The sequence below is a fragment of the Veillonella denticariosi JCM 15641 genome (assembly GCF_002959855.1).
Lineage (GTDB): Bacteria > Bacillota > Negativicutes > Veillonellales > Veillonellaceae > Veillonella > Veillonella denticariosi.
Genome location: NZ_PPDB01000007.1, coordinates 630329 through 656552, shown reverse-complemented (window position 1 = coordinate 656552; position 26224 = coordinate 630329). Strand labels below are relative to the sequence as shown.

Sequence of the window (26224 nt, the reverse complement as noted above, 5' to 3'; positions counted from 1 at the left end):
TTTAGAAAGGGGAATAATTATGGAAGGACAAGCAGTTACTACTAATCCGTTACTAATAATGGCCATTAATATGACCGTTGTGTTTGGTGTTTTGATTGCTTTGGGGATTCTGATGGAAATCGTTCATTTAGTTGATCCTACAAAGAAGAAAAAAACACCTGTTGAATCGAGTACACCTGTTGCTGCTTTTGCAGCTTCTGTAGCAAGTGCACCTGTTCAAAACGACGATGAAGTAGTAGCAGCTATCGTAGGTGCTATTGTAGCGATGGGGTATTCATCCGAACAAATCGCATCTATTCGACCTACAGCAACCAGCGCTAAATGGCGTATGGAAGGTCGTTTAAGCGGTAGAAATTAATAGATTTTTTAGGAGGCATTTGTCATGAACAATGCTACAATGACTAACGGTAAGGCTCCATCTAAAGATGTAGTGGCAGTTATCGTTGGTGCATTAGCGGCAATGGGTTATTCCGCTGATCAAATCGCGCATATTCGTCCGATTGTGAGCTATAATTGGAAAATGGAAGGGCGCTTACGCGGTAATCGATAGGATTATCAGATTTATATATGTAAATTAATTTATAAATAGTGTATAAACACACAAATAGTTGGAGGAATTTAAAATGAAAAAATTCAATGTTACAGTAAACGGCACAGCATATGATGTAGAAGTAAATGAAGTTAAAAGTGCGGCTCCTGCGGCAGCTCCTAAGGCAGCTCCTGCATCGGCTCCAGCACCTAAAGCAGCTCCTGCACCAGCACCAGCTAAAGCAGCAGCTCCAGTTCCAGCAGGTGCTGAAACTGTAAAAGCTCCAATGCCTGGTAAAATCCTATCCGTAGCAGTATCCGCTGGTCAAGCAGTTAAAAAAGGCGAAACTTTGTTGATTCTCGAAGCTATGAAAATGCAAAATGAAATCGCAGCTCCACATGATGCAACAGTAAAAGAAGTTCGTGTTGCTGCTAACCAAACTGTATCCACTGGCGAAGATATGGTTGTTCTTGGCTAATCCCAAGTTGATGTGACGCGGTCATACCGCGTTATAAAAACAATTTTATATTTATGAAAGGGGAACAAATATGGAGGCTTTTGCTGTTGCGATACAATCCGTTATTAACGATAGCGGTTTCCTCGCATTTACAACAGGCAATGCTATAATGATCCTTGTAGGGTTAATTCTATTATATTTAGCATTTGCAAAAGAGTTTGAACCATTATTGTTGGGTCCGATTGCTTTTGGTTGTTTGCTCGCAAACATTCCTCGTAACGGTTTTGAAGAAGGCGTTATGGCACTTATCAGTGCGGGTATTTCCCAAGAAATCTTCCCACCACTAATTTTTCTTGGCGTAGGTGCCATGACTGACTTCGGTCCGCTCATTGCGAACCCTAAAACATTGTTATTAGGTGCTGCCGCACAAATCGGTGTATTTGCGGCTCTTGGTGGTGCAATGGCTTTGGGCTTTACTGTACAAGAAGCTGCCGCTATCGGTATCATCGGTGGCGCGGATGGCCCTACATCCATCTATTTGGCGGCTAAATTAGCTCCACATTTATTAGGTGCTATCGCGGTTGCCGCATATTCCTATATGTCCTTGGTACCGTTGATTCAACCTCCGGTAATGAAGTTATTCACTACTAAAAAAGAACGTGAAATTGTGATGGAACAATTGCGTGAAGTAACACGTTTTGAAAAAATCGTATTCCCAATTGTTGCAACGATTTTCATTTCCTTATTGCTTCCTTCCATTACATCCTTGTTAGGTATGTTGATGTTAGGTAACTTGTTCCGTGAATCCGGTGTAACGGATCGCTTATCCGATACATCTCAAAATGCGTTAATCAATACCGTTACCATCTTCTTGGCAACAGGTACTGGTTTAACGATGAGTGCGGAACACTTCTTAAGCTGGGGCACTATTAAAATCATTCTTTTAGGCTTATTTGCATTTATTTGCGGTACAGCCGGCGGTGTATTATTTGGTAAATTGATGAGCTTAGTCGATGGCGGTAAAACAAATCCACTTATTGGTTCTGCCGGTGTATCCGCAGTTCCAATGGCGGCTCGCGTATCCCAAGTAGTTGGTGCTAAAGCTAATCCTGCAAACTTCTTGCTCATGCATGCTATGGGACCGAACGTAGCAGGTGTTATCGGTACAGCTGTAGCGGCAGGTACAATGCTTGCTATGTTGTCCACTCGTTAATAATTTAATAATTATTCACCAAGAGGTGTGCCTACTCAGGTACACCTATTGGTGAATTAAAATTAGCCTGATTGTATGTAAACATACAATATTTTGGTATACGGCAATAAATGCTATCGTCAGATCGGTCATTAAGTGGTGAACAAGAACTCACAAAATAACCTTCCGGTGCTTTTAATATAGTAGAGGTGGTCATCTTGTTATCTGTAGAATTGAAAATACTGATTTGTTTTGTATGGGCGTTTATTGTTTTTTTTATTACTGCACTGATCATCGGTGCTGAGCGTAAAGCTCAGTGGTTCCAGAAGAGGACCAAATATTCGTGGTTTAATCGCCGCGGAATTATATCCGAGTCCTTGCATTTTGGATATCCCAAAACACGAGAGGGATATGGGGTTACCTTTTTAATGGCGGGTGCCATTAGCATCGTAAGTTATGTAGTATATCTTTTATAACTACATTCAGTGCATTTCTCTGAAGGGAGATGATGATGTATGGGTGCTGCAGAACAAACCTTAATCGTCCTTGCAGTCATGGCTGTCTTATTCGTTACGGAAATTATTCCGTTAGCGATTACTTCTTTAGGTGGTGCTATTACACTTGGTCTTATGGGGATTATTACTCCTAAGGTTGTATTTTCCGGTTTGTCCGATAGTACTGTTGTATTGTTTGCCGGCATGTTCGTTGTTGGCGGTGCTTTATTCTATACAGGTTTAGCTCAAAAAATAGGGGAAACCGTAGTATCTCATGCAGGTACAAGTGAAAATGGATTAATGCTTGCAATCATGCTTGTTACCGCAACAATGTCTGCATTCTTATCGAATACAGGTACAGCGGCTGCATTGCTTCCTGTAGTTGTCGGTATCTGTTCCGTTGCTAAGATTCCTGCATCTCGTCAGTTGATGCCGTTGGCATTTGCTGCCGGGGTTGGCGGTATCATTACAATGGTTGGTACACCACCGAATATTATCGTAAATGGTACGTTGGAAAAATCCGGTATCACTCCATTTGGATTCTTTGAATTTGCATGGATTGGTATTCCTTTGACTATTGCTACCATTATCTTTATGATGTTTATCGGTAAATATTTATTACCTAAACATGAAATTACAGATGCCGGTGAAGTCGAACAAGAAGTATCGGCAGATGAAGTGTCTAATGATCCTAAAAAACAATTATACTCTGGCCTTATTTTGCTAGGTGTAATCATTGCCATGATTTTAGGTGATTTCCTTAAGAAAAACTTTGGTATCAGTTTGCCGTTGAGCATGGTTGCCGTTATCGGCGCAATGCTTTGTGTATTGACAGGTTGTTTGAAAGAAAAACAAGCATATTCATCTATTGACTGGGTTACAATTTTCCTATTTGCCGGTATGATGCCGGTAGCAGAAGCTCTTGATAAATCAGGTGCCGGTCAATTGATTGCTAATGCCGTATTAAGTGTTATGGGTTCCGATCCTAGCCCTTATTTTGCGACAGCAGTATTGTTTATTCTTTCCTGTGTTATGACTCAGTTCATGTCCAATACCGCATCTTGTGCATTATTGGCACCTATCGGTATCGCTATTGCAAAAGGGATGGGCGCTGACCCTCATGCCGTTCTTATGGCTATCGGCGTTGCCGCATCCTGTGCATTCGGTACACCTGTAGGTACTCCTCCAAATACATTAGTACTTGGACCTGGTCAATATAAATTTACAGACTATGTAAAAGCCGGCGTTCCATTGATTGTAGTATGCTTTATTGTAAGCCTTATTGTTATTCCAATGGTGTGGCCTTTCTTCCCTGGTAAATAAGGGAATTGTTATTCTACTATATGAGCACATACGAGGTCGAATCGTGAGATTCGACCTCGTTTTTGTATGTAAATCTTTATTTTTAATTTAAAACTAGGATTTTGGATCCTATTAATATGATAATGAATATTGATAATTATATTCCTATTAAAATGATTAGTATTTTTATTAAATGATAATAAATGAATTCTCAATTACTCTATTTCTATTTTAAAAATATAATTGAAAAAATATATCAATATAAAGAACGTATTAGTTCTTATATGATAAAAGTGAAAGGTGAGTATGTATAAAAAGATTTTGATTTATCTCATTTTCATTTGACTTTCAATTATTATTATGTGATAATGAGAATGTAAGTGAGGCAAGTGCCTTTTTAAATGATAATAAAAGTTTTAATCTATATTTTTGATGGAGGTCTAAATCATGAGAGTTATTGCTGATGGTTGCATTAAATGTGGTTCTTGCGCATCTGTTTGCCCGGTTTCCGCTATTTCTGAAGGCGGAACTAAATATGAAATCAACGATACTTGCATCGACTGCGGTTCTTGCGAATCTGTTTGCCCAGTATCTGTAATTTCCGCTGAGTAATCACAAATGAACTGGCCCCTCGTAGAGGGGCTTTTTTATTTTGCTTAAAATAGAGTAACTTAGTATAATATGACTATTAAGATATATTGATTATTTAGATGTATTGATGAATTATAAAGTTATTGTAAGGGAGTCGACCTTTGTTTTATATTGTATTTATTCTTTGGCTTGCATTGGATCAATGGAGCAAATCTTATGTAATGAATCATTTTATATTAGGTGAATCTCTGTCGGTGATACCTAATGTATTTCACTTGACCTTTATTATTAATCGTGGTGCCGCTTTTGGGATGTTGGCGAATCAACGTTGGTTCTTTTTGTTGGTAGCCATTGTGTTGGTAGCCGTGTGTATATATTATTGGAAGCGTTTATCTAAAGGGCCGTTGGCATTACGTGTAGGTGCAGCTTTATTGACGTCTGGTGCGGTTGGCAACGGTATCGATCGATATGTGCTGCATGGAGTGGTTGACTTTTTTGATTTTCGTGTATGGCCTATTTTTAATGTTGCGGACATCGGAATTTGCATAGGTGTAATTTTGGTTTTATATTATCTAATAACAACTCATACAGAGGAGTAATATATGAACGAGTTTATTGTAACTGCCGAACAGGAAGGCATGCGATTAGATGTATTTTTGACGGAACGCTTGGAAGGTTCTCGCAGTTATATTCAGAACCTTATCAAATCCGGCCATGTGACGGTAGGTGATAAGCTTGGAAAAGCAAATTTACGTCTTTCAGCTGATGCCGTGGTATATGTAGAAATACCCGAGCCGGAATCTGTTGAGGTGAAGCCTGAAGATATTCCGGTAGATTATCTTTATGAGGATCATGATATTATTATCATCAACAAGCCGAGAGGGATGGTGGTTCATCCGGCCGTAGGTAATTATTCAGGCACGTTGGTGAATGCGTTACTCTTTCACTGTAAAGATTTATCCGGTATTAATGGTGAAATCAGACCGGGTATCGTACATCGTTTAGATAAAGATACATCCGGTGTTATGATGGCTGCTAAAAATGATGCCGCCCATATTGGCTTGGCGGAACAGGTGAAAGCTCATTCTGCAAAGAGAACTTACTGGGCTTTGGTGCAGGGGAATATTGTGGAAGAGAAGGGGACAATTAAAGCCCCCATAGGGCGACATCCGAAGGATCGTATGAAGATGGCCGTTGTGTTTGAAAACAGTAAGGATGCGGTGACGCATTTTAGAGTGTTGGAGCGATATGGTCACCAGACCTTGGTGGAATGCAATTTGGAAACGGGGCGGACCCATCAGATTCGCGTCCATTTTGCACATATTGGGCATCCGGTGGTAAATGATCCGTTTTACGGGTATCGTCGTATGGATTTTCCTATTAATGGACAGGCGTTACATTCCCGTACTCTGGATATTAAACATCCTATTACCGGTGCACCCATGCATTTTGAGGCACCTGTGCCGGAAGATTTCGCGGCTTGCCTGGAATTTGCAAAGACCTATCGTGAAAGTAAGTTTAAATAGTCGAAATAGATATAAGTGCAGCTAAGATGTACTTTCAAATATTTTATATAATGAATAGCAGGCTGCAGAATTTTAATAGCGAAATATGATTTTGATAGAATAGATGAATTTTATAGAATAGATGGCAGTTAGTTAATGTGGGGGTGCTGTGTATGGAAAAGAAACGGTTATTGATGGACCAGGATGCCATTATGCGTGCCATCCGTCGAATCAGTCATGAGATTCTTGAGAGAAATAAGGGGCTGTCTGATGCTCTTATTGTAGGTATCGAGCGCCGTGGCGTTATCTTGGCGAAGCGCTTGCAAGAGGAAATTGAACGCATTGAAGGCGTTCATATCGATTGTGAGTCTCTCAATGTGGCAATTTATCGCGACGACCGAGATGCACGACGCAAGGAGGGGAAGCCCTGCACCATTGATACGACGGAAAAAACCATCATTCTCGTAGATGATGTGTTGTATACGGGGCGTACCATACGGGCCGCGTTAAATGCGCTTATGACGGCCGGGCGACCTAGGTCGATTCAGTTGGCTGTCCTCGTCGATCGAGGCCATCGGGAATTACCTATACGTGCTGATTATGTGGGAAAAAATATTCCTACATCTCATCTTGAAAGCGTTCGTGTTGCCGTAAAGGAACTGGATGGTGAAGAAGGGGTCACAATACAGGAATAACCTGTATTGTGCCCCCTTTTTAGATAATAGTTTATGGTAATATTTTTTAATGTTAATTGTATTTAGTATTATTTTGATTTAATAGTCATATAATTGGGTATATATATATTATTTATCGGATATATTGCGGTGTGTACGTGTAGTCCGTATGCCCCTTACGCATTGACGGATTACGGAAACATAGACTCTGTATGTCTGTCGCGATCGTATCGATGTGATGCATTGTTCGTCCGAAATCTGAAAGTAGGGCGGACGCTTTGGCCCATTTTTGAATGATTGGAATGTTATATTCCTGTTGTAGCCATTGGCGTCCTCTGTCGTTGAATGCTAATAGGCGGGCGTATTGCGGGCCTTGTTTCTGGCTTTCATGAAGTGACGATTTAGTTATCCCTAGTGCAAGGTAAGCGCCCATTCGTTGTAGACGGGCATAGGTATAGCGTTTTGATTTTATTGTATCAATACTTTCTTTCCACGTCGGTTGGAGTGCTGCTCTGGACCAGAGGGGTTCAATGCCTTCGCTAAAGTCGCCGAAGGCGGAGAGTGCTTCCGGTGTCATGCGGCGACTCAATGTATGGAGCATGTCTTCGTAACGTGTATAGTCTACGTAATGCCCTTGTTGAATCTGTTGCCGTATATCGCCGGATATAGTCGCCGGTATGTAACTTGTAATGGATTCGCCTTCGGTAACAGCTCGTCGTAAAGCCGTTCCGGACGGGAGGTTTTGATTTACCGACGGTGCATGATGATCGGAGGTTCGTAAAATCGGAAGATAATGAAGGTCGTTATGGTAAGTGAGCGCCGCACGTATATATTCGAGGCCTAATACGGCATTGGGTGAACTGATTATATCGTCGATAGATGAATTTTGATATTGCATCAATGCTTTTCGCAGAGCCGAGCTGTAGGACAAACCTTCTTGCATATAGGTGCGCAGCGCTGTTTGTGTGCTTTCGGAGTCGATATATCGTGCCGCCTTCTGAAAGGCGGCAAGATTCGTCGTTTCCGTACCGAATGAAAGAGTATCGATAGCAAGTGCTTTTACCATGCGGATGGCACCGGTCGCAAAATATTGCGCACTGCCGAGAGAAAATAGGGCAGGGAGTTCGATGACAACATCGGCACCGTTACAAACGGCCCAGCGGGCACGGTCGAATTTTGAAAATAGAGCCGGTTCACCGCGTTGAACAAAGGCACCGCTCATGATACAGATGCGCAATGATTGCGGTGACTGTTTTGCCAGTATATGCAGTTGATGCGCATGTCCATTGTGAAACGGATTATATTCGCAGATGATGCCGATTGTATTCATAGGGACTCCTTTCATTAGTGTTAGTGTAGCAAAGGGAGGCGGTACTGTAAATAGAGGAATCTGCAAGTTTAGTGTAGATTTTATTTGTTCGATAAGCTATAATTAACTGTAAATGCTGAATTGATGTGAGGTATATGATGAAAGAACAATGGAAACGTACATTACGGGGTGCCTTATTGGGTGCTGCGCTATTGGCGATGGCCGGCTGTGGCTCCACAAATGTGATGGATACTTATAGTTTTGGTCATCAAGTTATCCGCGCAGGTCAGTCTGAGATCACAATCGCTCTGCCTTATGAAATGGGTAAAAGCACAAAAAATATGACTGATGATGGATACCCTATCGATATTTACGGTTCCGTAACGGAACATATGGTCATAGAGGTTGAAGCATTGCGTGCCGGTGTGAATAAGCCTTTGCCTACGGTGGATGAACAGATCAACCGCAGCAAGACGGAATTTGCTAATTTAGGCGCCACAATCAAGGAAGAGTCCGTACAGCTGGAAGGTGCGACAGCGAAGAAGCTGGATGTCACTTACTCGGCACAGGGACAAACATTTAGTTTTTCTCAATACGTATTCATGGATCATGACGTATTGTGGAATATTGTCTACCAGTATCCTTCTCAGGATCAGGTAGGGGCTGATATCAGCAAAGAAATTAAAGATAAGATTCAAGTTACGCAACAGAAAGAGGGTTAATCGATGAACGTATTAGTAGTTAACTGCGGTAGTTCTTCTTTAAAGTATCAATTACTTGATATGAGCACTGAAACGGAATTGGCAAAAGGTCTATTTGAAAAAATTGGCGATCAAGACGCTATTTTTACTCATAAACGTCCTAATGCCGACAAATTGGAACGCGTTGAACCGATTTTAAACCATAAAGAAGCGCTTCGCATTTTGCTAGATATTTTAGTTGATGCTGAGTATGGTGTTATTTCTTCCATGGATGAAATCGATGCTGTAGGTCACCGTGTAGTACACGGCGGTGAAAAATTTGCGGATTCCGTATTGATTACACCGGCAGTTATGGAAGCGTTGGAAGAATGTGCTTCTCTAGCACCATTGCATAACCCGCCAAACATTCAAGGTATTGAAGCTTGTGAAGCGATCATGCCGAATGTACCTCAAGTTGCTGTATTCGATACGGCATTCCATCAAACGATGCCAAAAGAAGCATATATGTATGCGCTTCCTTACTCTTATTATGAAGATTACGGCATCCGTCGTTACGGCTTCCACGGTACATCACATAAATATGTGGCACAACGTTGTGCGGAATTAATGGGTAAACATATGACTGATCTTCGTATCATCACATGTCACTTGGGGAACGGTTCCTCCGTGGCTGCCATTAAAGGCGGCCGTTCCATCGACACTACAATGGGCTTCACTCCATTGTCCGGCTTGATCATGGGTACGCGTACAGGTGATATTGACCCTGCTATCGTTCCGTTCTTGATGGAAAAAACAGGTATGACCTATGAAGAAATCGATAGAGTTATGAATAAAGAATCCGGTGTATTGGGGATTTCCGGTGTGTCCAATGACTTCCGCGTTATCGAAGAAGCGGCTGCTAACGGCAATAAACGTGCACAATTGGCATTGAATATGTTCCATTACAAAGTTCGTCGTGTAATCGGTGCCTTTGCTGCTGTTATGGGCGGTGTAGATGCTATCATCTTTACTGCAGGTATCGGTGAAAACGGTATCGGTAACCGCGATGCAATCTGTAACGGTTTGGAATATTTGGGTACTCGTATTGATTCTGAACGCAATAATGTTCGCGGCAAAGAGCAGGAAATCAGCGCTGAAGGTTCGAAGGTAAAAATCTTTGTAATTCCTACAAACGAAGAAATCATGATTGCCCGTGATACTCAACGTATTACGGCGGCATTGAAAAAATAATATAGTTCGCATCTGAACTAGGTGACTATTAGTGTCAATAAAAACCCGTTTATATCTTTGATATAGACGGGTTTTTTGTAGTTTTTATACATAGAATACCTTATAATAGTATCTATAGTCAGACGATATTGATTTATATATAAGGGGTTAACTATGAAAGTTTTATATGAAGAGCGGTCACAGCGTGCTAAAAGTGCGGAGTTACTGGTAACATTTTTTGTTTTTCTATTAGTGTGTGCCATGGTATATACCACATATCGCAGTATTAATTTGCACACGGTTCTGATAGCGGAGTATTTTATTGAAATTGCAGCCATTATCGTTATGGTTAAGCAGGCGATCAGCCGATATACATATATTTTGACGGATTCCAAACTGATTATAGATGAATCGTCTATTTTCAGAAAACGCCATTTTGAAGTGGAGTACGATATGATTGACGGTGTGTTCAAATTTGAACGGGAGTTATTGACGAACTTGAGGTATCGCTATAAATATAGAAAATGCTCCACTTCGGATCCTCGCCCGATCTGGTCATTGGTGTACTCTATCGTAAATGGTAAAAAGGTACAATATGGACGGCTTCTGCTCAAGGCGGATGACCGATTTTTTGAGATATTAAGCGAATATGTGGACGGTCGAGTGCGGGTGCCGCAGGAGGATGTTGTTTTTTATGCGACTGTACGGGCTGATGCGGTTAAGCATGGCGAAGACGTACAGGAATATTATAAAAAATTAATCGCACCTGAAGAGTAATTAAAACAGCGTTATAGAGAGGTCTGTATGGCAGAATTATATTTAGCGAGCCGATCGCCGCGAAGAACGGAATTGTTGACGCAGGTCGGTATCGATCACATTGTGGTATCCAGTACTTATGAGGAACCTAATGAGGGCTATGAGAATCTTACCGAGATGGTAAAAGCGCAGGCCCTTGGCAAGGCCCGTTGTGCAGTCGGTGTTCCCGGTGACGGCTTTGTGCTCGGAGCGGACACAATTGTCGTTCTCGATGGCGATGTACTGGGCAAGCCTCACAGTGAGGATGAGGCGCGCCTCATGTTGCAACGCCTGTCGGGGAGAGTTCACTCCGTCATAACCGGTGTGGCATTGCTGTTGAAGGGAAAAGAACGGGTCTTTCACAATGAGACAAAGGTGTATTTTAAAAGTCTAGCCCCTTTTGAAATTGAATCCTATATTGCCAGTGGGGAGCCCATGGATAAGGCCGGTGCCTACGGCATTCAGGGGAAGGGCGCTCTGTGGGTGGAAAAGATTGAAGGTTCATATACGAATGTAGTCGGTCTGCCTGTAGAGCAGGTATATGATGTATTATGCGAGATGCTTGGCGCGAAATAAGGTAGGTATTATCTGTGAGAATGGAGAGAGTTTATGGAAGTACCAACGGTAAGTGTTAAGGATATGTTACCCTTTCAACGGCCTCGAGAAAAGTTTTTGACTCTTGGACCGTCTCATATGGATATTGAGGAATTATTAGCTATTTTATTGCGGTCCGGCGTGAAAGGGCAGTCGGCTCTTACATTGGCTCACGATATTGTGGAGTCCTTTGATGACGGTATTTACGGATTGAACCGCATGACCGTAAAGAATCTGATGAAGATTAAAGGCATCGGAGCGGATAAGGCCGTCACCATTTGTGCCGCAGTGGAACTGGGACGGCGGTTAGGTGAATTGAAAATCAAGGCTACGTACGAAGATTTTTCTCAGCCCTTCGTCATTGCTCAATATGTGATGGAACGCCTTCGGCATGAGGAGGAGGAACATGTGTGGGCTGCTATGTTGACGTCGCGCAATAAACTCATTCAGCTTGAGAAGATTTCTAACGGAGGCCTGGCGTCGAGTCTTGTAGAACAGCGAACCGTATTCCGTAAGGCAATTGCCTGTAATGCGGCGGCGATTATTTTAATTCACAATCATCCGTCCGGCGACAGTCGGCCCAGCGATGATGATATACGGCTGACGAAATTATTTATCAGCGCCGGTCAATTTATGGGGATTCCCGTACTGGATCATATTGTTATCGGAGATAATGAATTTACGAGCCTCAGCGAAATCGGTAAACTCAGCTAGGATAAGTTATGTTTTCAGAGCGCCTGCACATCCGTGTAGGCGTTTTGTGTTTCTTCTAACTTAGTGATTTATCATTCTTCTGTATAGGTGTTTTGTGTTTCCCTAATCTGCTGTTGATATGGTAAAATGGAATGATGATGTAATGAAGGAGAATAAGCATTATGAGTTCCATTTTACCTTCTCTGGGAAGAGACGTAAGTATAGATATAGGTAGTATCCAGACGCGTTTAATGGGCGGAACCCGTGAGTCTGTCATCAGTGAGCCTTCCATTGTAGCTACAGATGCAAAACAGCAGAAAATCGTAGCTGTAGGGGATGAGGCGGACCGTATCGTGCGACGTATGCCCGATATGTGGAGGCCGTTGACGCCTCTGAAAGACGGCTTTATCGTCGATTATCGTGTTATGCATACGATGTTAAAGTACTTTCTCCATAAAGTTTCCAACACGTTGCGCTTGTCCCGTGTTCTCGTCGGCGTACCGTGCGGCATGACGGACGTAGAGCAACGGGCCATGATGGATGCGGTTATGCAAGCAGGGGCGCGAGAGGTGTTTCTCATTGAACGTCCTGTAGCGGCCGCTATCGGTTGCGGATTGCCGATTTTTGACGCTCGCGGCTCCATGGTGATAGATATCGGTGGCGGCACCACGGATATCGGCATCATGTCGCTGGGGGGCATCGTGAGCAGCAAGACGATTCGCTTCGGCGGTTCAGATATCAATACAGCATTGTTGCGATATATCCGCCAGTGCTTTGGCGTCATGGTATCGGATGAAACCATTATGGATCTTAAACATTCTATCGGGACGGCTATTGCGCCGCTGGAGGATTCGGAATATGTCTTTCAGGGCCGTGACATGATGAACGGCTTGGGCCGTCGTTGTGTGATTCATCAATCCGAGGTATATCAGGTTATCAATGATTCTTTGCAAGGGCTTTTAGATGAAATCAAGCAGACTATCCGTCAGGCGGCGCCTGAAATCGTAGCGGATATCATGCAATATGGAATTTGGCTTACCGGAGGAACCGCACTGCTGGAGGGGCTTTCACAACGAGTCGGAACGGAATTGGGCGTGCCCGTTCATGTGCCGGAATTACCGGAAGAAAAGGTTGTTACTGGATTGCACGGCGCCACAGCAGATTTAGTAGGCGTGTCGCGTTTTATTGTAAATTCAAAAAATAGAAAGGGCCGGGACTAGTATGATACAGTCGGATCGCAAGTTAATTATCGTCGTAGTTATCAGCTGTATTCTCTTGGCTTTATTGGGATTTGCATGGAAGCAGCGAACCAGTATTCCCTTTGTAACCGTTACCTTAGAGGGGATTACCACTCCGTTTGCGTATGGTTCTGCTCGAATGCTGGCGGGCATACAGACAGGTATTTCGGTAATCGATGATGCTATACATTCGACCTCTGAAAGTGAAGAGGAGGCTGCGCGCAAGGCCTATTTAGAGCAAAAGGTGGTCAATTATGATGAAGTGGTCGCGGAAAATATCCGCCTTCGACAGTTGCTTGACTATAAAAGCAGTCATTCCGAATTCACCATGACTTTGGCGGGAATCATTACGAAGGATTATGGCACGTGGACCAATACTTTCACCATTGATAAGGGTAGTGAGGACGGTATAGATGTGAATATGGCCGTTGTTGTACCGAGCGGTGTCGTAGGGTTCATTACCGATGTCTATCCTCATTCGGCACGGGTTCAGACGATTTTGGATCCGCGCAGTGCCATCGGTATTCTCGTACAGAGACCGGAGTCTCGATTGTCGGGCGTTGTAAAAGGCAACGGTAATGCACCGGGAACGCCGACGATGGTCAATATTGCGCGCGACGGAGACGTTCTGGTAGGCGATAAGCTCGTTACCTCCGGTTATGGCGGCATTTATCCGAAAGGATTGCCGGTAGGCAATGTGATGTCCATAGAAAATGATTCGGAAGGATTTGTTAAAAATGCGGTCATAAATCCGAGCGTGGATTTTCATCGTTTAGAGGAAGTATTCATCATTACCTCGTCATCTGTGAGTGCACCTACCAAGCCGGGTTTAGAGACTAAATTAGTGCCTCAGACCCAGCGCGATCAGGTGGAAGGGGCAAAGGGGGCTATCAAACCATGATCCGGTTAGCCTTACTGTTAAGTGGATTTTTAATATATTTTATTCAGGCTCAGCTGTTGCCGGCTATATTTCATACGAACTGGCTGCCGAATCTCATTTTGACGACCGTCGTTATGATTACGCTTTTTAAAGGGCGGCGCATGGGGCTTGTATCCGCTGTTATCGGCGGGGTGGTACATGATGTGCTGATTTCCAATTTTTTTGGACTTCATTTGTTTCCCTATGTCATCGTCGTGTATATATTGTCTTTTGTGAAGCATCGCCTGTATGAAGAGCGTTGGTACTGGTCCAGCTGTATTGTAGCTATCTGTACAATCCTGGATGGTCTGATTCGGTTCTTTATGATTTGGGGCAGCGGCGGAGACATTTATTTCTGGTCATATTTGTGGCATATGATCATTCCGACTCTTCCTTGGAATGCTTTGATGGCGGCCGCTTTGCATGCTTTCTTGCGACCTAAGGAGGAACCGCAGGATTATATTTGGTGATGAGGGGGTGAAAGAGTGCTTGAAGGCCTCTATAAACGGAAAAAAACGAGTCGCTTTGATGTACTCTTTTATATCATAACCGGTATATTTATCATATTGGGGCTGCGACTGCTGGATTTACAGATTTTGGAGGGCGGCTATTATCAGGCTAAGGCGGAAGGAAACAGACTTCGTATGGTGCCCATGACTGCCGCACGGGGCTTGATGTATGATCGAAACGGTCAGATTCTTGTCGGCTCAAGACCGGCCTATACCATATCCATCATGCCTACAGGTAAGGCCCTTGATGATGGAGAAGTGGCGAGATTAGCCGCTTTACTCAATAAGAATCCTGAGGAGATTAAGAAGAAGGTCAATGATCATAAATCCGGTTACGAACCGATCAGAATCGCCAGCGACATATCTATGGATGTGGTTACCACCATCGAAGAGCATCGTCATGAACTGCCGGGCGTTACCATTGATGTAGAGCCGCTTCGCTATTATCCGTATGAGACGATGGCGGCCCAGCTGTTTGGCTATGTAGGTGAGGTCAGCGAAGAGGAACTGGATGAATTGAAGGCTAAAGATCCGAATTCTTCCGTTACGAGCGGTACCATTTTGGGGCGTTCGGGTTTGGAAAAACTGTACGATAATATCCTGCGCGGGACCGATGGCGGAAAGCAGCTGGAGGTCGATGCGACGGGTCGGCCTGTTGCAGAGGTCGATCGGAAGCATACTGTACCGGGTTCGAATATTCACCTTACTATTGATGTGAATCTGCAGAAGGCCGCTGAAGAAGCCGTAACCAACCAGTTGGCACAGTTGCAGGCGCAGGGAATTCCGGCCCAGGGGGCTGCTGTAGTTGCCTTAGACCCCAATACGGGCGCCGTACTGGCTATGGTAAGCAATCCGGAATTTAATCCGAACTGGTTTGCGAAAGGGATTACATCCGCTCAATGGAATCAGTTGAATAATGATAAGAAACATCCTTTTGATAATAAGGTTATATCCGGCGAATATCCGCCGGGGTCTCCTTTCAAAATTATTACGGGTGCGGCCGCATTGGATCTGAAGAAGGTTACACCGGATGAGATGATTTTTGACAGCGGGCGCCATTGGCTCATCGATAAGCGCAATGCGGAAGGCGAGGCTCTGGGGTGGCTGAACTTTAATAATGCCCTTGCAAAATCGGATAATGTGTATTTCTATGAAATGGGCAACCGCGTCGGTATTGAAAATCTTGATAAATATGCCCGTTATTTCGGCTTAGGTGAGAAAACGGGCATTAATCTGGTCGGTGAAGCGGCCGGTAATATGGCTAATCCGGAATATAAGCGGAAGGTATTTGACCAGGACTGGTACTTGGGGGAAACCTTCGACGCCGCTATCGGACAATCGTTTACCTTGGTAACTCCGTTACAGATGGCGGTAGTTATGAGCGAGGTCGCAAACGGCGGCATTCGCTATCGGCCGTATGTGGTGAGTCGTATCGATAATTCGGACGGTACGCCGAAGGAGGTTTTTGGACCGGAGAAATTGGGCGTATTACCGATTCAGAAAAATGTTATGGATCTCATCCGCGAAGGCCTTCGGGATGTTACGAATGAAGGCGGTACGGCGGGTGCCTTATTTAAAGGTTTTCCTGTGGACGTAGCGGGCAAAACGGGGACGGCGGAAAATGCTCATGGTCGAGACCATGGCTGGTTTGTTGCTTATGCACCATATGATAAGCCGCGTATCGTCGTGGTGGCTCTTGTTGAGCAAGGCAGTTTCGGTGCCGGTTCTGCAGGGCCTATCGTGCGCGATATACTGGCGGCATACTTTCATGTAAATTTGAATAATACATCTAATGATGGGAATAAGAAAAATACGTCTCAAGAACAGAACCGTTCAAATACTGTAAATACTATACAACCAAGAAAGGAATAATATGGGCGAAATCATCGGTGTCGTATCCGGCAAAGGCGGGGTTGGGAAAACGACCGTTACCGCTTGTCTGGGTGCGGCTTTAAGTAATGCAGGGCATCGCGTACTGCTCTGTGATGGAGATTTTGGATTACGCGATTTGGATCTCGTATTAGGCGTGGCGGATGAAGTGTTTTATGACGCTTTGGATGTGATTGAACATAAGGAATATGCAGAGGATGCCATATTACCTATCGGTGATAATCTGGATTTTCTGCCGGCCAGTCAAAAGCTTCGCTGGGAGGATATGGGGCGAAAGAAGTATAAGAAACTCATTAAATATTTAGCTGATAGATATGATTATGTCCTTATTGATGCGCCTGCCGGTATCGGTAAAGGTATTGAGTCGATTCTTGATTTGGTGAACCGGTGCATTGTAGTGACTCATCCGTTATGGGTGTCGTTGCGCAATGGAGCGCGTATGATTCAGGTTTGTGAGGAAGCTAATATCCGGGACCATGTAGTCGTATTTAATGCGGTGTCTACGGATGATGCGGACATTAATCTGTACGATATGTTGAATGTGATCCGGTCCGAATATGTGGGGGCTATGATTCCGTATGATGAAAAGGTCTTGCGGTATACACAGAATGGAACATTATTTGACCTGCTTCGTACGGATGCGGCCGATTTATTAAAACCTTTGGTGGATTATGTTATTTCAGGAAATACCTGGGATGAACAGGATATACTGGACCGATTTAATGCATATGCTGAAAAACGGAGAAGAGCTAAAGAGTCCACGCCTATGTCGACATTGGCATCCTCCGGTAATACCTTTTTTGAAGGTAATAGGCCGGTTCGCTATATTAATCGCAACGGTTGGACTACGCAGCGTCTTGTCTTAGACGCCAAACAAAGCTTGTGGCGCCGAATTAAGCTTAAATAGGTGATATGATGTGGCAAAAAATTTGGACTCATAGCGACTGGACAATCATAATTTGTACGGTTCTGCTTGTGAGTATCGGCTTGACCGCTGTGGGCAGTGCTACCCATGTCAATCAGGAGGCGCTCAGTTTCAACAGTCTCGTGGTAAAGCAACTGCTTTTTTTCGTGGTAAATGTGGCTGTAGTTATAGGCATGCAGTTTTTTGATTATCATCGCCTTAAAAACTGGGGCAATATGATTTATGCTTTCACGCTCATTATGCTATTGGCCGTAATGATCGCCGGTACATCGGCGTTAGGCGCGCAGCGGTGGATTCAAATCGGGCCTATAACCTTGCAGCCGTCGGAATTTTCTAAATTACTCATGATTATTTGTATGGCAAAGATGTTGGAGTCTCGTATTAATCATTTAAATACCTTTAAATCGCTGCTGGTTCCCGTGATATATGTAGGGATTCCTATTTTCCTCGTATTCTTACAACCTGACTTGGGAACATCACTCGTATATATCGCTATTTTCGGAGGCATGCTTTTTATTGCGGGGATTCGAGCTCGACTCATTCAAATTATCGTCGGATTAGGTGTACTGTTGCTGCCTTTGGTCTGGTTTGTTCTGAAAGATTACCAAAAACAGCGCATTCTCGTGTTTTTGAATCCCGATATAGATCCCTTCGGATCCGGTTATCATATAATTCAATCGAAGATCGCCATCGGGTCCGGCATGATTTTAGGCAAGGGTGTCTTTAACGGGACCCAAAGTCAATTGAACTTCCTGCCGGAAAATCACACGGATTTTATTTTTTCCGTTATCGGTGAGGAATTCGGGTTTGTAGGATGTATCATTGTTTTAGCGTTATTATTCATGCTCATTTATCGCAGTATACGCATCGCGTATACCTGCAATGATACATTTGGAATGTTACTGGCGACGGGCATCGGAGCTATGTTGAGCTTTGAAGTTCTCGTCAACGTGGGAATGACCATCGGCATTATGCCTGTAACGGGTATTCCTTTACCGTTCCTAAGTTATGGTGTCAGTGCGCTGACCACCAATATGTTGAGTATAGGTTTGTTGTTGAATATCTCCATGCAGCGAACTAAATATATATTTTAATTGAAAGAAGGCTTTCAGCCGGAGGATGTATGATTGAATTAGATACGTCATGGCTGCAGCACGTACAGAAGCCGGCTCGATATACGGGCGGTGAATATAACAGTACCGTGAAAGATCACAGTACGGTAGCTGTAACCATGGCGCTGGCATTTCCTGATGTTTACGAAGTGGCCATGAGCCATTTGGGAATAAAAATTTTATACGGTCTCGTAAATCGTCGTGAAGACGCCGTAGCGGAGCGTGTATTCGCTCCGTGGCATGATATGGAGGAAGAAATGCGCAAGCGTAATATTCCTCTATTTTCATTGGAGACGCGGACACCGATTAGGGATTTTGATGTGTTAGGATTTACACTTCAATATGAAATGAGCTTCACCAATATTCTTAATATGTTGGATCTGGCGGGAATTCCTATGTATGCCAAAGATCGTGACATGGATTTTCCGTTGCTTGTTACGGGAGGCCCCTGTGCTTTTAACGTGGAACCGTTGGCAGATTTCTTTGATATTGTCTCGTTAGGTGAATCGGAAGAGTGGAGCGATGAATTTATTGACCTCTATAAGTCCGAAAAAGCGAAGGGCTTTCCTGGCGGTAAGGAGGCATTCCTCAGAAAGGTTGCAAAAATTCCCGGTACATATTGTCCCGCATTGTATGAGGTGGAATATACGGAATCCGGTGATTTTAAGTCGATTACACCGCGCTTTGATGACGTGCCCGCAACGATTGAAAAACGGATTATCGAAGATGTGGAACACGTATTTTATCCGACGAAACCGGTGGTACCGTTCCTCGATATCGTTCATGACCGAGCTGTACTGGAACTGTTCCGCGGTTGTACGCGCGGTTGTCGTTTCTGCCAGGCGGGGATGCTGTATCGGCCTGTACGTGAAAAAACGCCGGAGCGGTTACTGGAAATCGCAAAGGAAACGATTGCCAACACAGGCTATAATGAAATTTCCCTGATGAGTTTGAGTTCTGCCGATTATTCTAAGCTGCCGGAACTCGTGGATATGCTCATGGAGGAGTTTAAGGATAAACAGGTGAGCGTCAGCTTACCGTCGTTGCGTATCGACAGTTTTTCCATAGATATCGCCAAAAAGGTGCAGCAGGTCCGCAAGAGCGGCCTCACCTTTGCACCGGAAGCGGGTACGCAGCGCATGCGCGATGTTATCAATAAAGGCGTCAGTGAGGAAGATCTGCTGGCGGCCTGTACGAATGCTTTCAAGTCCGGCTGGAATACGGTTAAACTGTATTTCATGATGGGACTGCCTACTGAAACTGATGAAGATTTAGCGGGCATCGCCAATCTTGCGTACAAGGTCCTTGATCTGCATCGCGATATTACGGGAAGACGCAACGGTTCCGTAACGGTCAGCGTTTCCTTCTTCGTGCCGAAGACGCATTCGCCGTATCAGTGGTATGGACAGCAGGATGTGGAGGAAATTCATCGCAAGCAGCGCTATCTGAAATCTCTCATCAATAATCGCAATATCTCCTATCATTACCATGACGGTTATACCGGTTATATGGAGGCCGCATTTGCCCGCGGAGATAGGCGACTGTCCGGCGTCCTCGTGGAGGCGTGGAAATTAGGCTGTAAATTTGATGGATGGACGGAATTTTTCAATTATGAAACATGGTTGAAAGCCTTCGAAAACTGCGGTCTTGATCCGGCATACTATGCGCGTCGCACCCGTGATTTTGATGAACCTTTGCCGTGGGACCATCTCGACTCCACCGTGAGCAAGGCGTTCTTGAAGCGTGAATGGGAACAGGCGGTGGATGCGAAGTTGACAGGCGATTGTCGTCGTGCTCCGTGCAGAGGCTGTAATGTATGTCCTGAATTAAATACGGCGATTATTGACTATAAGGAGGGTGGCAGAGTTGAAAAAGTTACGTTTGGCCTTACATAAAGGTGAAGAATTACGATTCTTGTCACATCTCGATTATGCTCAGGCCGTTGAGCGCATGATTCGCCGTGCCGAAATCAAGATGGCCTATTCGGAAGGGTTTAACCCGCATATGAAAATCAGTTTTTCCTCCGCTCTGGCATTAGGTGTGACCGCTGCAGCGGAATACATCGACATGGATGTGCTTGAGGATGACAGTCTGAAATCAATTATGGAACGATTAAACCTTGTGGCGCCTCCGGGCCTTGAGGTATTGGACGGTAAAGAAATGCCTGACAAGGTCAAGAAGATGATGGCTATCTGTAATTACGCCGTTTATGAAGTTACGGGTCCTGTAACGGATGTGTATGCGGATTGGGATACATTGCTCAAGCCTTTTAACGAGGCCGCTGATATTTCTTATGAAAAGGTGACGCCGAAGAAAACCCGTACTATCGATGTGAAACATTTTGTGAAAGAACCGATTACGGCCGTGATGAACGGTGATCAGGTAACTTTGCGCATGGGCATCGGCATATATCCGGAAGGGACTATCAAGCCGAGTGAGGTGTGGAACCTCGGTAAGGATCAATTTAACTGGCCTATTACGACGGGATATGAAATCCATAGAAGAGCAATCATGGTGGAAAATGATGAGGGGCGCTTTACGCCGTTGGAGATTAACTATTAAATCTTTGGACGTTGGGCGTATAGTTTTTATATAAATAGTTTTTAGATCATGTTTTGAAGAAAAAGAATAATATAACAAGATGAAAGGAGGGATAAGATGCATAAAATTCTGGTTAATGTGATGCGCGAAGAGGTGCGCATGGCCGTTGTGGACGAAGAGGGGCAGCTGGTAGACTTTGCATTGGAACGCTTCGATGAAACTCATATAGCAAATCATATGTACAAGGGGACCGTAAAAAATATATTGCCCGGCATGCAGGCCGCTTTTGTTGATATCGGCGGCTCTCAGAATGCATATCTGAATCTGCAGCAGGGTAAGGAACAGAAGATCCTACCCCGGTTATCCGTGGGACAGCAAATTCTGGTACAAGTGGTGAAGGAAGAAATGCTCGGAAAAGGAGCTCGTGTTACGGCCGATGTGAGCCTTGCAGGCCGCTTTATGGTGTTGCTGCCATATTCGGAAGGCATACATATTTCAAAGAAAATCACCGATGAAGCCGTACGCAGTCAATTGCAGGAACTGGCGAAGCCCTATGTGCAGGACAGCTGCGGATTTATCATCCGCACGGCGGCGGCTAAGGCGAATGCCGAGGAAATTGTTCATGATATGGACTACTTATGGCGTACATGGCAGCACATATTAAAGCGTTTTAAAGTTGCCAAGAGCGGTACGGACCTGTACAGCGATGCGGACTTTTGGTTCCGCCTCGTGAGGGATTACGCCCATCGTAATGTAGAGGAAATCATCGTCGACTCCGATATGGCCGAATCTCGCTTAACAGATTTACTGGGACATGGTCCGACGTCACAATCTATAAAGGTTACGCGTCATCGGGACAGCACGCCTATTTTCAAGGCGAATCACATTGAACCTCGATTGGAAAATCTTATCTCTCGCGATATCGATTTGCCGTCCGGCGGCTCTATCCGTATCGATCACACGGAGGCCCTTACCGTGTTTGACGTGAACTCCGCACATTATACGGGTCGGTCCAATAAGCTGGAGGATCTGGCTTTTACAGTGAATAAAGAGGCGGCAAAAGAAATCTGCCGTCAATTGCGCTTGCGTGATATCGGCGGAATTATTGTAGTCGATTTTATCGATATGAAGGATAAAGAGCATCAGCAGGAATTATTAAATCTGTTGGCGTCGCAGGCTAAACTGGACAAGATGAAGACCGTTGTGTGCGGCATCAGCTCGTTAGGCCTTGTTGAAATGACGCGGAAGCGGGCCCGTCAGGGGTTACAGACCCTGATGTTTGATACGTGCCCTCAGTGCGGCGGAACAGGCTATATGTTGTCCGGACGCACCGTATATATGCAAATCATTCGGCGTATACGGGAACTGTTTAAGTCGGGCCGCATTAAGACCGATTTAGAAATCGAAGTTCATCCAGAAGTGGCACAATATTTGTCAAAACATGTTTTGGCAGATCTGGGTGAGTCTATAGGACGCAAGATTTCCGTTGTGGTGAACCCCAATATCAGTCGCGAAGGATATTCGTTGATGGCCGTGTCCGAGTAAGTATGTAGTATATTAATAGGTGGTAGTGTGTCGTTAATTGAAATCGTATTAATCAGTATAGGTCTCGCGATGGACGCATTTGGCGTGTCCATCGGAAAGGGGTTGACTATCCCTGGCGGATCTAATGGTCGTAAAATTACATTAGCCTTTTTATTTGGCCTGTTTCAGTTTATTATGCCTGTTATCGGGTGGCTCATCGGTCGTCAGTTCATAGATATTATTTCTGATTGGGATCATTGGATTATCTTCGGGCTGCTCGGTTATTTAGGCATCGCCATGATTCGCGACGGCTTGGGGGATGAGACTGATGACGATGATAAACCGCTTCTCGGTGCATGGGAAATGCTCATGCTCTCCGTCGCCACGAGTCTCGATGCGATGGCGGTAGGGCTTACATTTGCATTTTTGCCTATCAATGTATGGGAAGCTTCGGCTATTATAGGACTGATTACATTTGGTATCTCCTTAATCGGTATATACTTAGGGAAATTTATGGGCCGCTTTGTCGGTAAATACGCGGATATTCTCGGCGGAGGTGTATTGATCCTCATCGGGACTAAGATTTTATTACAGCATTTGGGTCTCATCGGTTGATGTGAACGAGTCTATCTGTGAAAGTATCAAATACAGCGGAATAACCTTGATTTTCGTTTGACAACAGGGGTGAAACAAGGTATACTATATCAGTATTAGTTCGGTTTTCTGAACTTTGCAATCCGCATGAAGTAGGTTTAAACGCCCGGCTCCGGGTCGGGATACCGTATTCAGCGAGTTCGATAACAAGGAGGTGTTCTCATGTACGCAATTATTAAAACCGGTGGTAAGCAATATCGCGTTGCTGAAGGCGATGTAATTACTATCGAAAAATTGGAAGCAGCTGCTAACGATTCCGTTACATTCGAAGAAGTTTTGACTGTAGTGAATGACGGTGACGTTAAAGTTGGCGCTCCTCTTGTAAACGGTGCAAAGGTTACAGGTACGGTGCTTGAGCAAGGTAAAGGTAAAAAGATCTTAGTTTTCAAATACAAAGCTAAATCCAATTACCGTCGCCGCCAAGGCCATCGCCAACCGTTCACAAAAGTTCGTATTGAATCTATCCAAGCTTAATTATGGTTTCCATCGGAATCCAGCGGAATAGTGACGGTCAGGTAACTGGATGTCACATGTCCGGTCATGCAGGATATGATGAGCATGGCTTCGATATTGTATGCGCCGCATTGTCTGCCTTATCGGCGACGGCGATGTTAGGTTTGACCCGTATTGCCAAGCAAGAAGGGGAGTATACCAATAGCGAAGGTCGATGTGATATGGTTCTCTCCGGTACGATTAACCGGAGTGGACAGGATATTTTGGAGACTATGATCCTCGGCTTCGAGGAAATCAGTCGTCAGTATCCGGAGTTTGTCCAAATACACGAAATATAGGAGGTGAACTTAATGTTTACTTTTGATTTGCAATTGTTCGCACATAAAAAAGGTGTGTCCAGTACTCGTAACGGTCGTGACAGTGAATCTAAACGCCTTGGTGTTAAATGCCATGACGGTTCCATCGTAAAGAGCGGTAACATCATCGTTCGTCAACGTGGTACTCATTTTCATCCTGGTACTAACGTAGGCATCGGTAAAGATGACACTTTATTTGCACTTGTGCCTGGTAAAGTGGCTTTTGAACGTGCCGGTCGTTATAACCGTAAAGTTAGTGTATACCCTGTAGAAGCTTAATTTTACAAGACCTTAGATCCCTAGCGGTTAATCCGCTGGGGATTTTTTGTATGGTATTTTTGCATATCGTGTATGGTAAATTGATATGCTTTTAAATGGCTTACATATAAAGAGGTTGCATGCCTGATTAAAGGGACAATCTTTTTATATGTGCGAAATTCCAATGCATTTTAGTAGGAATAGTGGTATACTATGTAAAGTATCAGTGAAATACCAGAGAACTGGTTGTCATATACTTTCATAAACCTAAAGAGGGGTGGCGTGGCCACTGGAAAGATTTGAGGTAAGTACTATGTATGATGTAAAATCTCCAAAGGCGGAGGAATTTATTTCCCATCAGGAAATTCTTGATACTCTTGCTTATGCAGAGGAAAATAAGGAAAATCGGGAGTTGTTGGATGAGATTTTAGCAAAGGCTGCAACGTTCAAGGGGTTAAATCATCGAGAAGCAGCGGTGCTGTTAGAATGTCCTTTGCCTGAATATAAGGAAAAGCTGTTTGCTTTAGCTAAAGAGATTAAGAAAAGTATTTATGGGGATCGTATCGTTTTATTTGCTCCATTGTATTTGTCCAACTATTGTATCAATGGCTGCGTTTATTGTCCGTATCATTCCAAAAATCGCGACATTAAACGAAAAAAATTGACGCAGGAACAGATTAAGGAAGAGGTTATCGCCTTAGAAGCGATGGGGCACAAACGTATCGTTATCGAGTCCGGTGAAGACCCTCTCAATAATCCTCTCGAATATATTCTGGAGTCCATTAAAACCATTTACAGCATCAAGAATAAAAATGGTGAGATTCGCCGGGTTAATGTCAATATTGCGGCATGTTCCGTAGAGAATTATAAAAAACTGCATGATGTCGGCATCGGGACGTATACATTGTTTCAAGAGACGTACAATAAGGAGAACTATGAAGCGTTGCATCCGACAGGGCCTAAAAGCGATTATGCATACCATACGGAAGCGATGGACCGTGCCATGCAGGGCGGAATCGATGATGTAGGCATCGGTGTTCTTTACGGCTTGGAGCATTATAAATACGACTTCGTAGGACTCTTGATGCATGCGGAGCATTTGGAAGCGGTATTCGGGGTAGGTCCACATACAATTTCAGTACCTCGTATTTGTCCGGCTGACGATATCGATGTAGATGATTTCAGCAATGCCGTGCCGGATGATATTTTTGAAAAAATCGTCGCTCTCATTCGCGTATCCACGCCGTATACGGGTATGATCATGTCCACGCGGGAAACGCAGGAAATGCGTGAACGGGGATTGGCATTGGGGATTTCGCAAATCAGCGGCGGATCCCGTACCAGTGTAGGCGGATACAAAGAAGAAGAAAAACCGGAGGATAACTCCGCTCAATTCGACCGTAGTGATACGCGTACATTGGATGAAATCGTGGATTGGCTTCTGGATCTCGGCTATGTGCCTAGTTTCTGCACCGCATGTTATCGCGCTGGTCGTACAGGGGATCGTTTTATGGCATTGGCTAAATCCGGACAAATTCATAATTGCTGTCAGCCGAATGCGTTAATGACGTTGAATGAATACATTATGGATTATGGTAACGAAAAGACTAAGACTCATGGGGCCAAGGTTATTGAAAGCCAGTTGGAAAATATTAAAAATGACTTAGTTAAAGACAAAGCAAAAGCGTATATTGCACAGATGAAGGATGGCGAACGGGACTTCCGGTTCTAAGTGGCTCACTGATATAGAATCTCCTATTGATAATGGGAGATTCTTTTTTGTTGAGAAGAACTTATCAA

29 protein-coding genes are annotated in these 26224 nt (G+C 44.2%); 28 read left to right on the top strand and 1 reads right to left on the bottom strand.

Annotation, left to right across the window (positions count from 1 at the left end):
* Nucleotides 1–19 precede the first annotated feature (19 nt).
* From mmdD to pyrR, 9 genes are all read left to right on the top strand, one after another.
* Nucleotides 20–358 carry a methylmalonyl-CoA decarboxylase subunit delta gene (gene mmdD, locus VEHSUH05_RS08610; RefSeq protein WP_105091321.1) on the top strand — a complete coding sequence of 113 codons (339 nt, stop codon included), beginning with the start codon at nucleotides 20–22 and terminating at the stop codon, nucleotides 356–358.
* Nucleotides 359–382: 24 nt separating this feature from the next.
* The gene (mmdE, locus tag VEHSUH05_RS09305; RefSeq protein ID WP_169835179.1) at nucleotides 383–550 is read left to right on the top strand and encodes a methylmalonyl-CoA decarboxylase subunit epsilon; all 168 of its coding nucleotides are present in this window, start codon (nucleotides 383–385) and stop codon (nucleotides 548–550) included.
* 73 nt (nucleotides 551–623) lie between these two features.
* Nucleotides 624–1007: a methylmalonyl-CoA decarboxylase subunit gamma gene (gene mmdC, locus VEHSUH05_RS08605; protein ID WP_054673767.1), complete on the top strand. Its 384-nt coding sequence runs from the start codon at nucleotides 624–626 to the stop codon at nucleotides 1005–1007.
* Nucleotides 1008–1077: 70 nt separating this feature from the next.
* Nucleotides 1078–2199 (top strand): methylmalonyl-CoA decarboxylase subunit beta, encoded by a 1122-nt coding sequence (mmdB, locus tag VEHSUH05_RS08600; RefSeq protein WP_105091320.1) that lies wholly within the window; start codon nucleotides 1078–1080, stop codon nucleotides 2197–2199.
* Between the two features lie 494 nt (nucleotides 2200–2693).
* Nucleotides 2694–3995 (top strand): SLC13 family permease, encoded by a 1302-nt coding sequence (locus tag VEHSUH05_RS08590; RefSeq protein ID WP_105091319.1) that lies wholly within the window; start codon nucleotides 2694–2696, stop codon nucleotides 3993–3995.
* Between the two features lie 426 nt (nucleotides 3996–4421).
* The gene (locus tag VEHSUH05_RS08585) at nucleotides 4422–4586 is read left to right on the top strand and encodes a DUF362 domain-containing protein (RefSeq protein WP_105091318.1); all 165 of its coding nucleotides are present in this window, start codon (nucleotides 4422–4424) and stop codon (nucleotides 4584–4586) included.
* Between the two features lie 140 nt (nucleotides 4587–4726).
* On the top strand, nucleotides 4727–5164 hold the full coding sequence (gene lspA, locus VEHSUH05_RS08580; protein ID WP_054673761.1) for a signal peptidase II: 438 nt from the start codon (nucleotides 4727–4729) through the stop codon (nucleotides 5162–5164).
* Nucleotides 5165–5167: 3 nt separating this feature from the next.
* Entirely contained in the window at nucleotides 5168–6091 is a 924-nt protein-coding gene (locus VEHSUH05_RS08575) for an RluA family pseudouridine synthase (protein WP_095066232.1), read from the top strand.
* A gap of 152 nt (nucleotides 6092–6243) precedes the next feature.
* Nucleotides 6244–6765, top strand: coding sequence for a bifunctional pyr operon transcriptional regulator/uracil phosphoribosyltransferase PyrR (gene pyrR, locus VEHSUH05_RS08570; RefSeq protein WP_105091317.1), 522 nt, complete (start codon nucleotides 6244–6246; stop codon nucleotides 6763–6765).
* 112 nt (nucleotides 6766–6877) lie between these two features.
* Here the strand turns inward: pyrR and VEHSUH05_RS08565 are convergent, their stop codons facing one another.
* Nucleotides 6878–8074 carry a tRNA(Met) cytidine acetate ligase gene (locus tag VEHSUH05_RS08565; protein WP_105091316.1) on the bottom strand — a complete coding sequence of 399 codons (1197 nt, stop codon included), beginning with the start codon at nucleotides 8072–8074 and terminating at the stop codon, nucleotides 6878–6880.
* A gap of 137 nt (nucleotides 8075–8211) precedes the next feature.
* On the opposite strand from VEHSUH05_RS08565, the gene VEHSUH05_RS08560 reads away from it, so the two are divergent.
* From VEHSUH05_RS08560 to hydG, 19 genes are all read left to right on the top strand, one after another.
* The gene (locus VEHSUH05_RS08560) at nucleotides 8212–8775 is read left to right on the top strand and encodes a hypothetical protein (protein WP_054673758.1); all 564 of its coding nucleotides are present in this window, start codon (nucleotides 8212–8214) and stop codon (nucleotides 8773–8775) included.
* A gap of 3 nt (nucleotides 8776–8778) precedes the next feature.
* Nucleotides 8779–9984 (top strand): acetate/propionate family kinase, encoded by a 1206-nt coding sequence (locus VEHSUH05_RS08555; protein ID WP_095066229.1) that lies wholly within the window; start codon nucleotides 8779–8781, stop codon nucleotides 9982–9984.
* A gap of 153 nt (nucleotides 9985–10137) precedes the next feature.
* On the top strand, nucleotides 10138–10740 hold the full coding sequence (locus VEHSUH05_RS08550; protein ID WP_054673755.1) for a hypothetical protein: 603 nt from the start codon (nucleotides 10138–10140) through the stop codon (nucleotides 10738–10740).
* Nucleotides 10741–10767: 27 nt separating this feature from the next.
* Nucleotides 10768–11334, top strand: coding sequence for a Maf family protein (locus tag VEHSUH05_RS08545; protein WP_105091315.1), 567 nt, complete (start codon nucleotides 10768–10770; stop codon nucleotides 11332–11334).
* A gap of 33 nt (nucleotides 11335–11367) precedes the next feature.
* The gene (radC, locus tag VEHSUH05_RS08540; RefSeq protein WP_054673753.1) at nucleotides 11368–12066 is read left to right on the top strand and encodes a RadC family protein; all 699 of its coding nucleotides are present in this window, start codon (nucleotides 11368–11370) and stop codon (nucleotides 12064–12066) included.
* Nucleotides 12067–12227: 161 nt separating this feature from the next.
* Nucleotides 12228–13265, top strand: a complete 1038-nt coding sequence (mreB, locus tag VEHSUH05_RS08535) for a rod shape-determining protein (protein ID WP_105091314.1) — start codon at nucleotides 12228–12230, stop codon at nucleotides 13263–13265.
* A 1-nt stretch (nucleotide 13266) separates the two neighbouring features.
* Nucleotides 13267–14184 (top strand): rod shape-determining protein MreC, encoded by a 918-nt coding sequence (mreC, locus tag VEHSUH05_RS08530; RefSeq protein ID WP_054673752.1) that lies wholly within the window; start codon nucleotides 13267–13269, stop codon nucleotides 14182–14184.
* Nucleotides 14181–14672 (top strand): rod shape-determining protein MreD, encoded by a 492-nt coding sequence (mreD, locus tag VEHSUH05_RS08525; RefSeq protein WP_105091313.1) that lies wholly within the window; start codon nucleotides 14181–14183, stop codon nucleotides 14670–14672. Before mreC ends, mreD begins: the two co-directional genes overlap by 4 nt.
* 15 nt (nucleotides 14673–14687) lie before the next feature.
* The gene (mrdA, locus tag VEHSUH05_RS08520) at nucleotides 14688–16583 is read left to right on the top strand and encodes a penicillin-binding protein 2 (protein WP_105091312.1); all 1896 of its coding nucleotides are present in this window, start codon (nucleotides 14688–14690) and stop codon (nucleotides 16581–16583) included.
* Nucleotide 16584: 1 nt separating this feature from the next.
* Complete coding sequence (locus VEHSUH05_RS08515; protein ID WP_105091311.1) at nucleotides 16585–17508, top strand: P-loop NTPase; 924 nt, start codon at nucleotides 16585–16587, stop codon at nucleotides 17506–17508.
* Nucleotides 17509–17516: 8 nt separating this feature from the next.
* Nucleotides 17517–18620, top strand: coding sequence for a rod shape-determining protein RodA (gene rodA / locus VEHSUH05_RS08510; RefSeq protein ID WP_105091310.1), 1104 nt, complete (start codon nucleotides 17517–17519; stop codon nucleotides 18618–18620).
* A gap of 29 nt (nucleotides 18621–18649) precedes the next feature.
* A complete protein-coding gene (locus VEHSUH05_RS08505; protein WP_105091309.1) occupies nucleotides 18650–20533 on the top strand; it encodes a TIGR03960 family B12-binding radical SAM protein in 1884 nt (627 codons plus the stop codon).
* Entirely contained in the window at nucleotides 20505–21200 is a 696-nt protein-coding gene (locus VEHSUH05_RS08500; RefSeq protein ID WP_054673744.1) for a TIGR03936 family radical SAM-associated protein, read from the top strand. The genes VEHSUH05_RS08505 and VEHSUH05_RS08500 overlap by 29 nt, the downstream gene beginning before the upstream one ends.
* A gap of 96 nt (nucleotides 21201–21296) precedes the next feature.
* Complete coding sequence (locus VEHSUH05_RS08495; protein ID WP_105091308.1) at nucleotides 21297–22724, top strand: Rne/Rng family ribonuclease; 1428 nt, start codon at nucleotides 21297–21299, stop codon at nucleotides 22722–22724.
* Nucleotides 22725–22751: 27 nt separating this feature from the next.
* Nucleotides 22752–23318, top strand: coding sequence for a manganese efflux pump MntP (locus VEHSUH05_RS08490; protein WP_095066216.1), 567 nt, complete (start codon nucleotides 22752–22754; stop codon nucleotides 23316–23318).
* 201 nt (nucleotides 23319–23519) lie between these two features.
* Nucleotides 23520–23831 carry a 50S ribosomal protein L21 gene (gene rplU / locus VEHSUH05_RS08485; RefSeq protein ID WP_038115663.1) on the top strand — a complete coding sequence of 104 codons (312 nt, stop codon included), beginning with the start codon at nucleotides 23520–23522 and terminating at the stop codon, nucleotides 23829–23831.
* A gap of 2 nt (nucleotides 23832–23833) precedes the next feature.
* Nucleotides 23834–24148, top strand: a complete 315-nt coding sequence (locus VEHSUH05_RS08480; protein WP_038115659.1) for a ribosomal-processing cysteine protease Prp — start codon at nucleotides 23834–23836, stop codon at nucleotides 24146–24148.
* Nucleotides 24149–24160: 12 nt separating this feature from the next.
* Nucleotides 24161–24445: a 50S ribosomal protein L27 gene (rpmA, locus tag VEHSUH05_RS08475; protein WP_004696430.1), complete on the top strand. Its 285-nt coding sequence runs from the start codon at nucleotides 24161–24163 to the stop codon at nucleotides 24443–24445.
* Nucleotides 24446–24737: 292 nt separating this feature from the next.
* Nucleotides 24738–26156 carry a [FeFe] hydrogenase H-cluster radical SAM maturase HydG gene (gene hydG / locus VEHSUH05_RS08470; protein WP_105091307.1) on the top strand — a complete coding sequence of 473 codons (1419 nt, stop codon included), beginning with the start codon at nucleotides 24738–24740 and terminating at the stop codon, nucleotides 26154–26156.
* Nucleotides 26157–26224: the final 68 nt, after the last annotated feature.

Coding starts and splice junctions, on each gene's coding strand:
- mmdD (WP_105091321.1), top strand. CDS start 20: ATGGAAGGACAAGCAGTTACTACTAATCCGTTACTAATAATGGCCATT.
- mmdE (WP_169835179.1), top strand. CDS start 383: ATGAACAATGCTACAATGACTAACGGTAAGGCTCCATCTAAAGATGTA.
- mmdC (WP_054673767.1), top strand. CDS start 624: ATGAAAAAATTCAATGTTACAGTAAACGGCACAGCATATGATGTAGAA.
- mmdB (WP_105091320.1), top strand. CDS start 1,078: ATGGAGGCTTTTGCTGTTGCGATACAATCCGTTATTAACGATAGCGGT.
- VEHSUH05_RS08590 (WP_105091319.1), top strand. CDS start 2,694: ATGGGTGCTGCAGAACAAACCTTAATCGTCCTTGCAGTCATGGCTGTC.
- VEHSUH05_RS08585 (WP_105091318.1), top strand. CDS start 4,422: ATGAGAGTTATTGCTGATGGTTGCATTAAATGTGGTTCTTGCGCATCT.
- VEHSUH05_RS08575 (WP_095066232.1), top strand. CDS start 5,168: ATGAACGAGTTTATTGTAACTGCCGAACAGGAAGGCATGCGATTAGAT.
- pyrR (WP_105091317.1), top strand. CDS start 6,244: ATGGAAAAGAAACGGTTATTGATGGACCAGGATGCCATTATGCGTGCC.
- VEHSUH05_RS08565 (WP_105091316.1), bottom strand. CDS start 8,074: ATGAATACAATCGGCATCATCTGCGAATATAATCCGTTTCACAATGGA.
- VEHSUH05_RS08560 (WP_054673758.1), top strand. CDS start 8,212: ATGAAAGAACAATGGAAACGTACATTACGGGGTGCCTTATTGGGTGCT.
- VEHSUH05_RS08555 (WP_095066229.1), top strand. CDS start 8,779: ATGAACGTATTAGTAGTTAACTGCGGTAGTTCTTCTTTAAAGTATCAA.
- VEHSUH05_RS08550 (WP_054673755.1), top strand. CDS start 10,138: ATGAAAGTTTTATATGAAGAGCGGTCACAGCGTGCTAAAAGTGCGGAG.
- VEHSUH05_RS08545 (WP_105091315.1), top strand. CDS start 10,768: ATGGCAGAATTATATTTAGCGAGCCGATCGCCGCGAAGAACGGAATTG.
- radC (WP_054673753.1), top strand. CDS start 11,368: ATGGAAGTACCAACGGTAAGTGTTAAGGATATGTTACCCTTTCAACGG.
- mreB (WP_105091314.1), top strand. CDS start 12,228: ATGAGTTCCATTTTACCTTCTCTGGGAAGAGACGTAAGTATAGATATA.
- mreC (WP_054673752.1), top strand. CDS start 13,267: ATGATACAGTCGGATCGCAAGTTAATTATCGTCGTAGTTATCAGCTGT.
- mreD (WP_105091313.1), top strand. CDS start 14,181: ATGATCCGGTTAGCCTTACTGTTAAGTGGATTTTTAATATATTTTATT.
- VEHSUH05_RS08515 (WP_105091311.1), top strand. CDS start 16,585: ATGGGCGAAATCATCGGTGTCGTATCCGGCAAAGGCGGGGTTGGGAAA.
- rodA (WP_105091310.1), top strand. CDS start 17,517: ATGTGGCAAAAAATTTGGACTCATAGCGACTGGACAATCATAATTTGT.
- VEHSUH05_RS08505 (WP_105091309.1), top strand. CDS start 18,650: ATGATTGAATTAGATACGTCATGGCTGCAGCACGTACAGAAGCCGGCT.
- VEHSUH05_RS08495 (WP_105091308.1), top strand. CDS start 21,297: ATGCATAAAATTCTGGTTAATGTGATGCGCGAAGAGGTGCGCATGGCC.
- rplU (WP_038115663.1), top strand. CDS start 23,520: ATGTACGCAATTATTAAAACCGGTGGTAAGCAATATCGCGTTGCTGAA.
- VEHSUH05_RS08480 (WP_038115659.1), top strand. CDS start 23,834: ATGGTTTCCATCGGAATCCAGCGGAATAGTGACGGTCAGGTAACTGGA.
- rpmA (WP_004696430.1), top strand. CDS start 24,161: ATGTTTACTTTTGATTTGCAATTGTTCGCACATAAAAAAGGTGTGTCC.
- hydG (WP_105091307.1), top strand. CDS start 24,738: ATGTATGATGTAAAATCTCCAAAGGCGGAGGAATTTATTTCCCATCAG.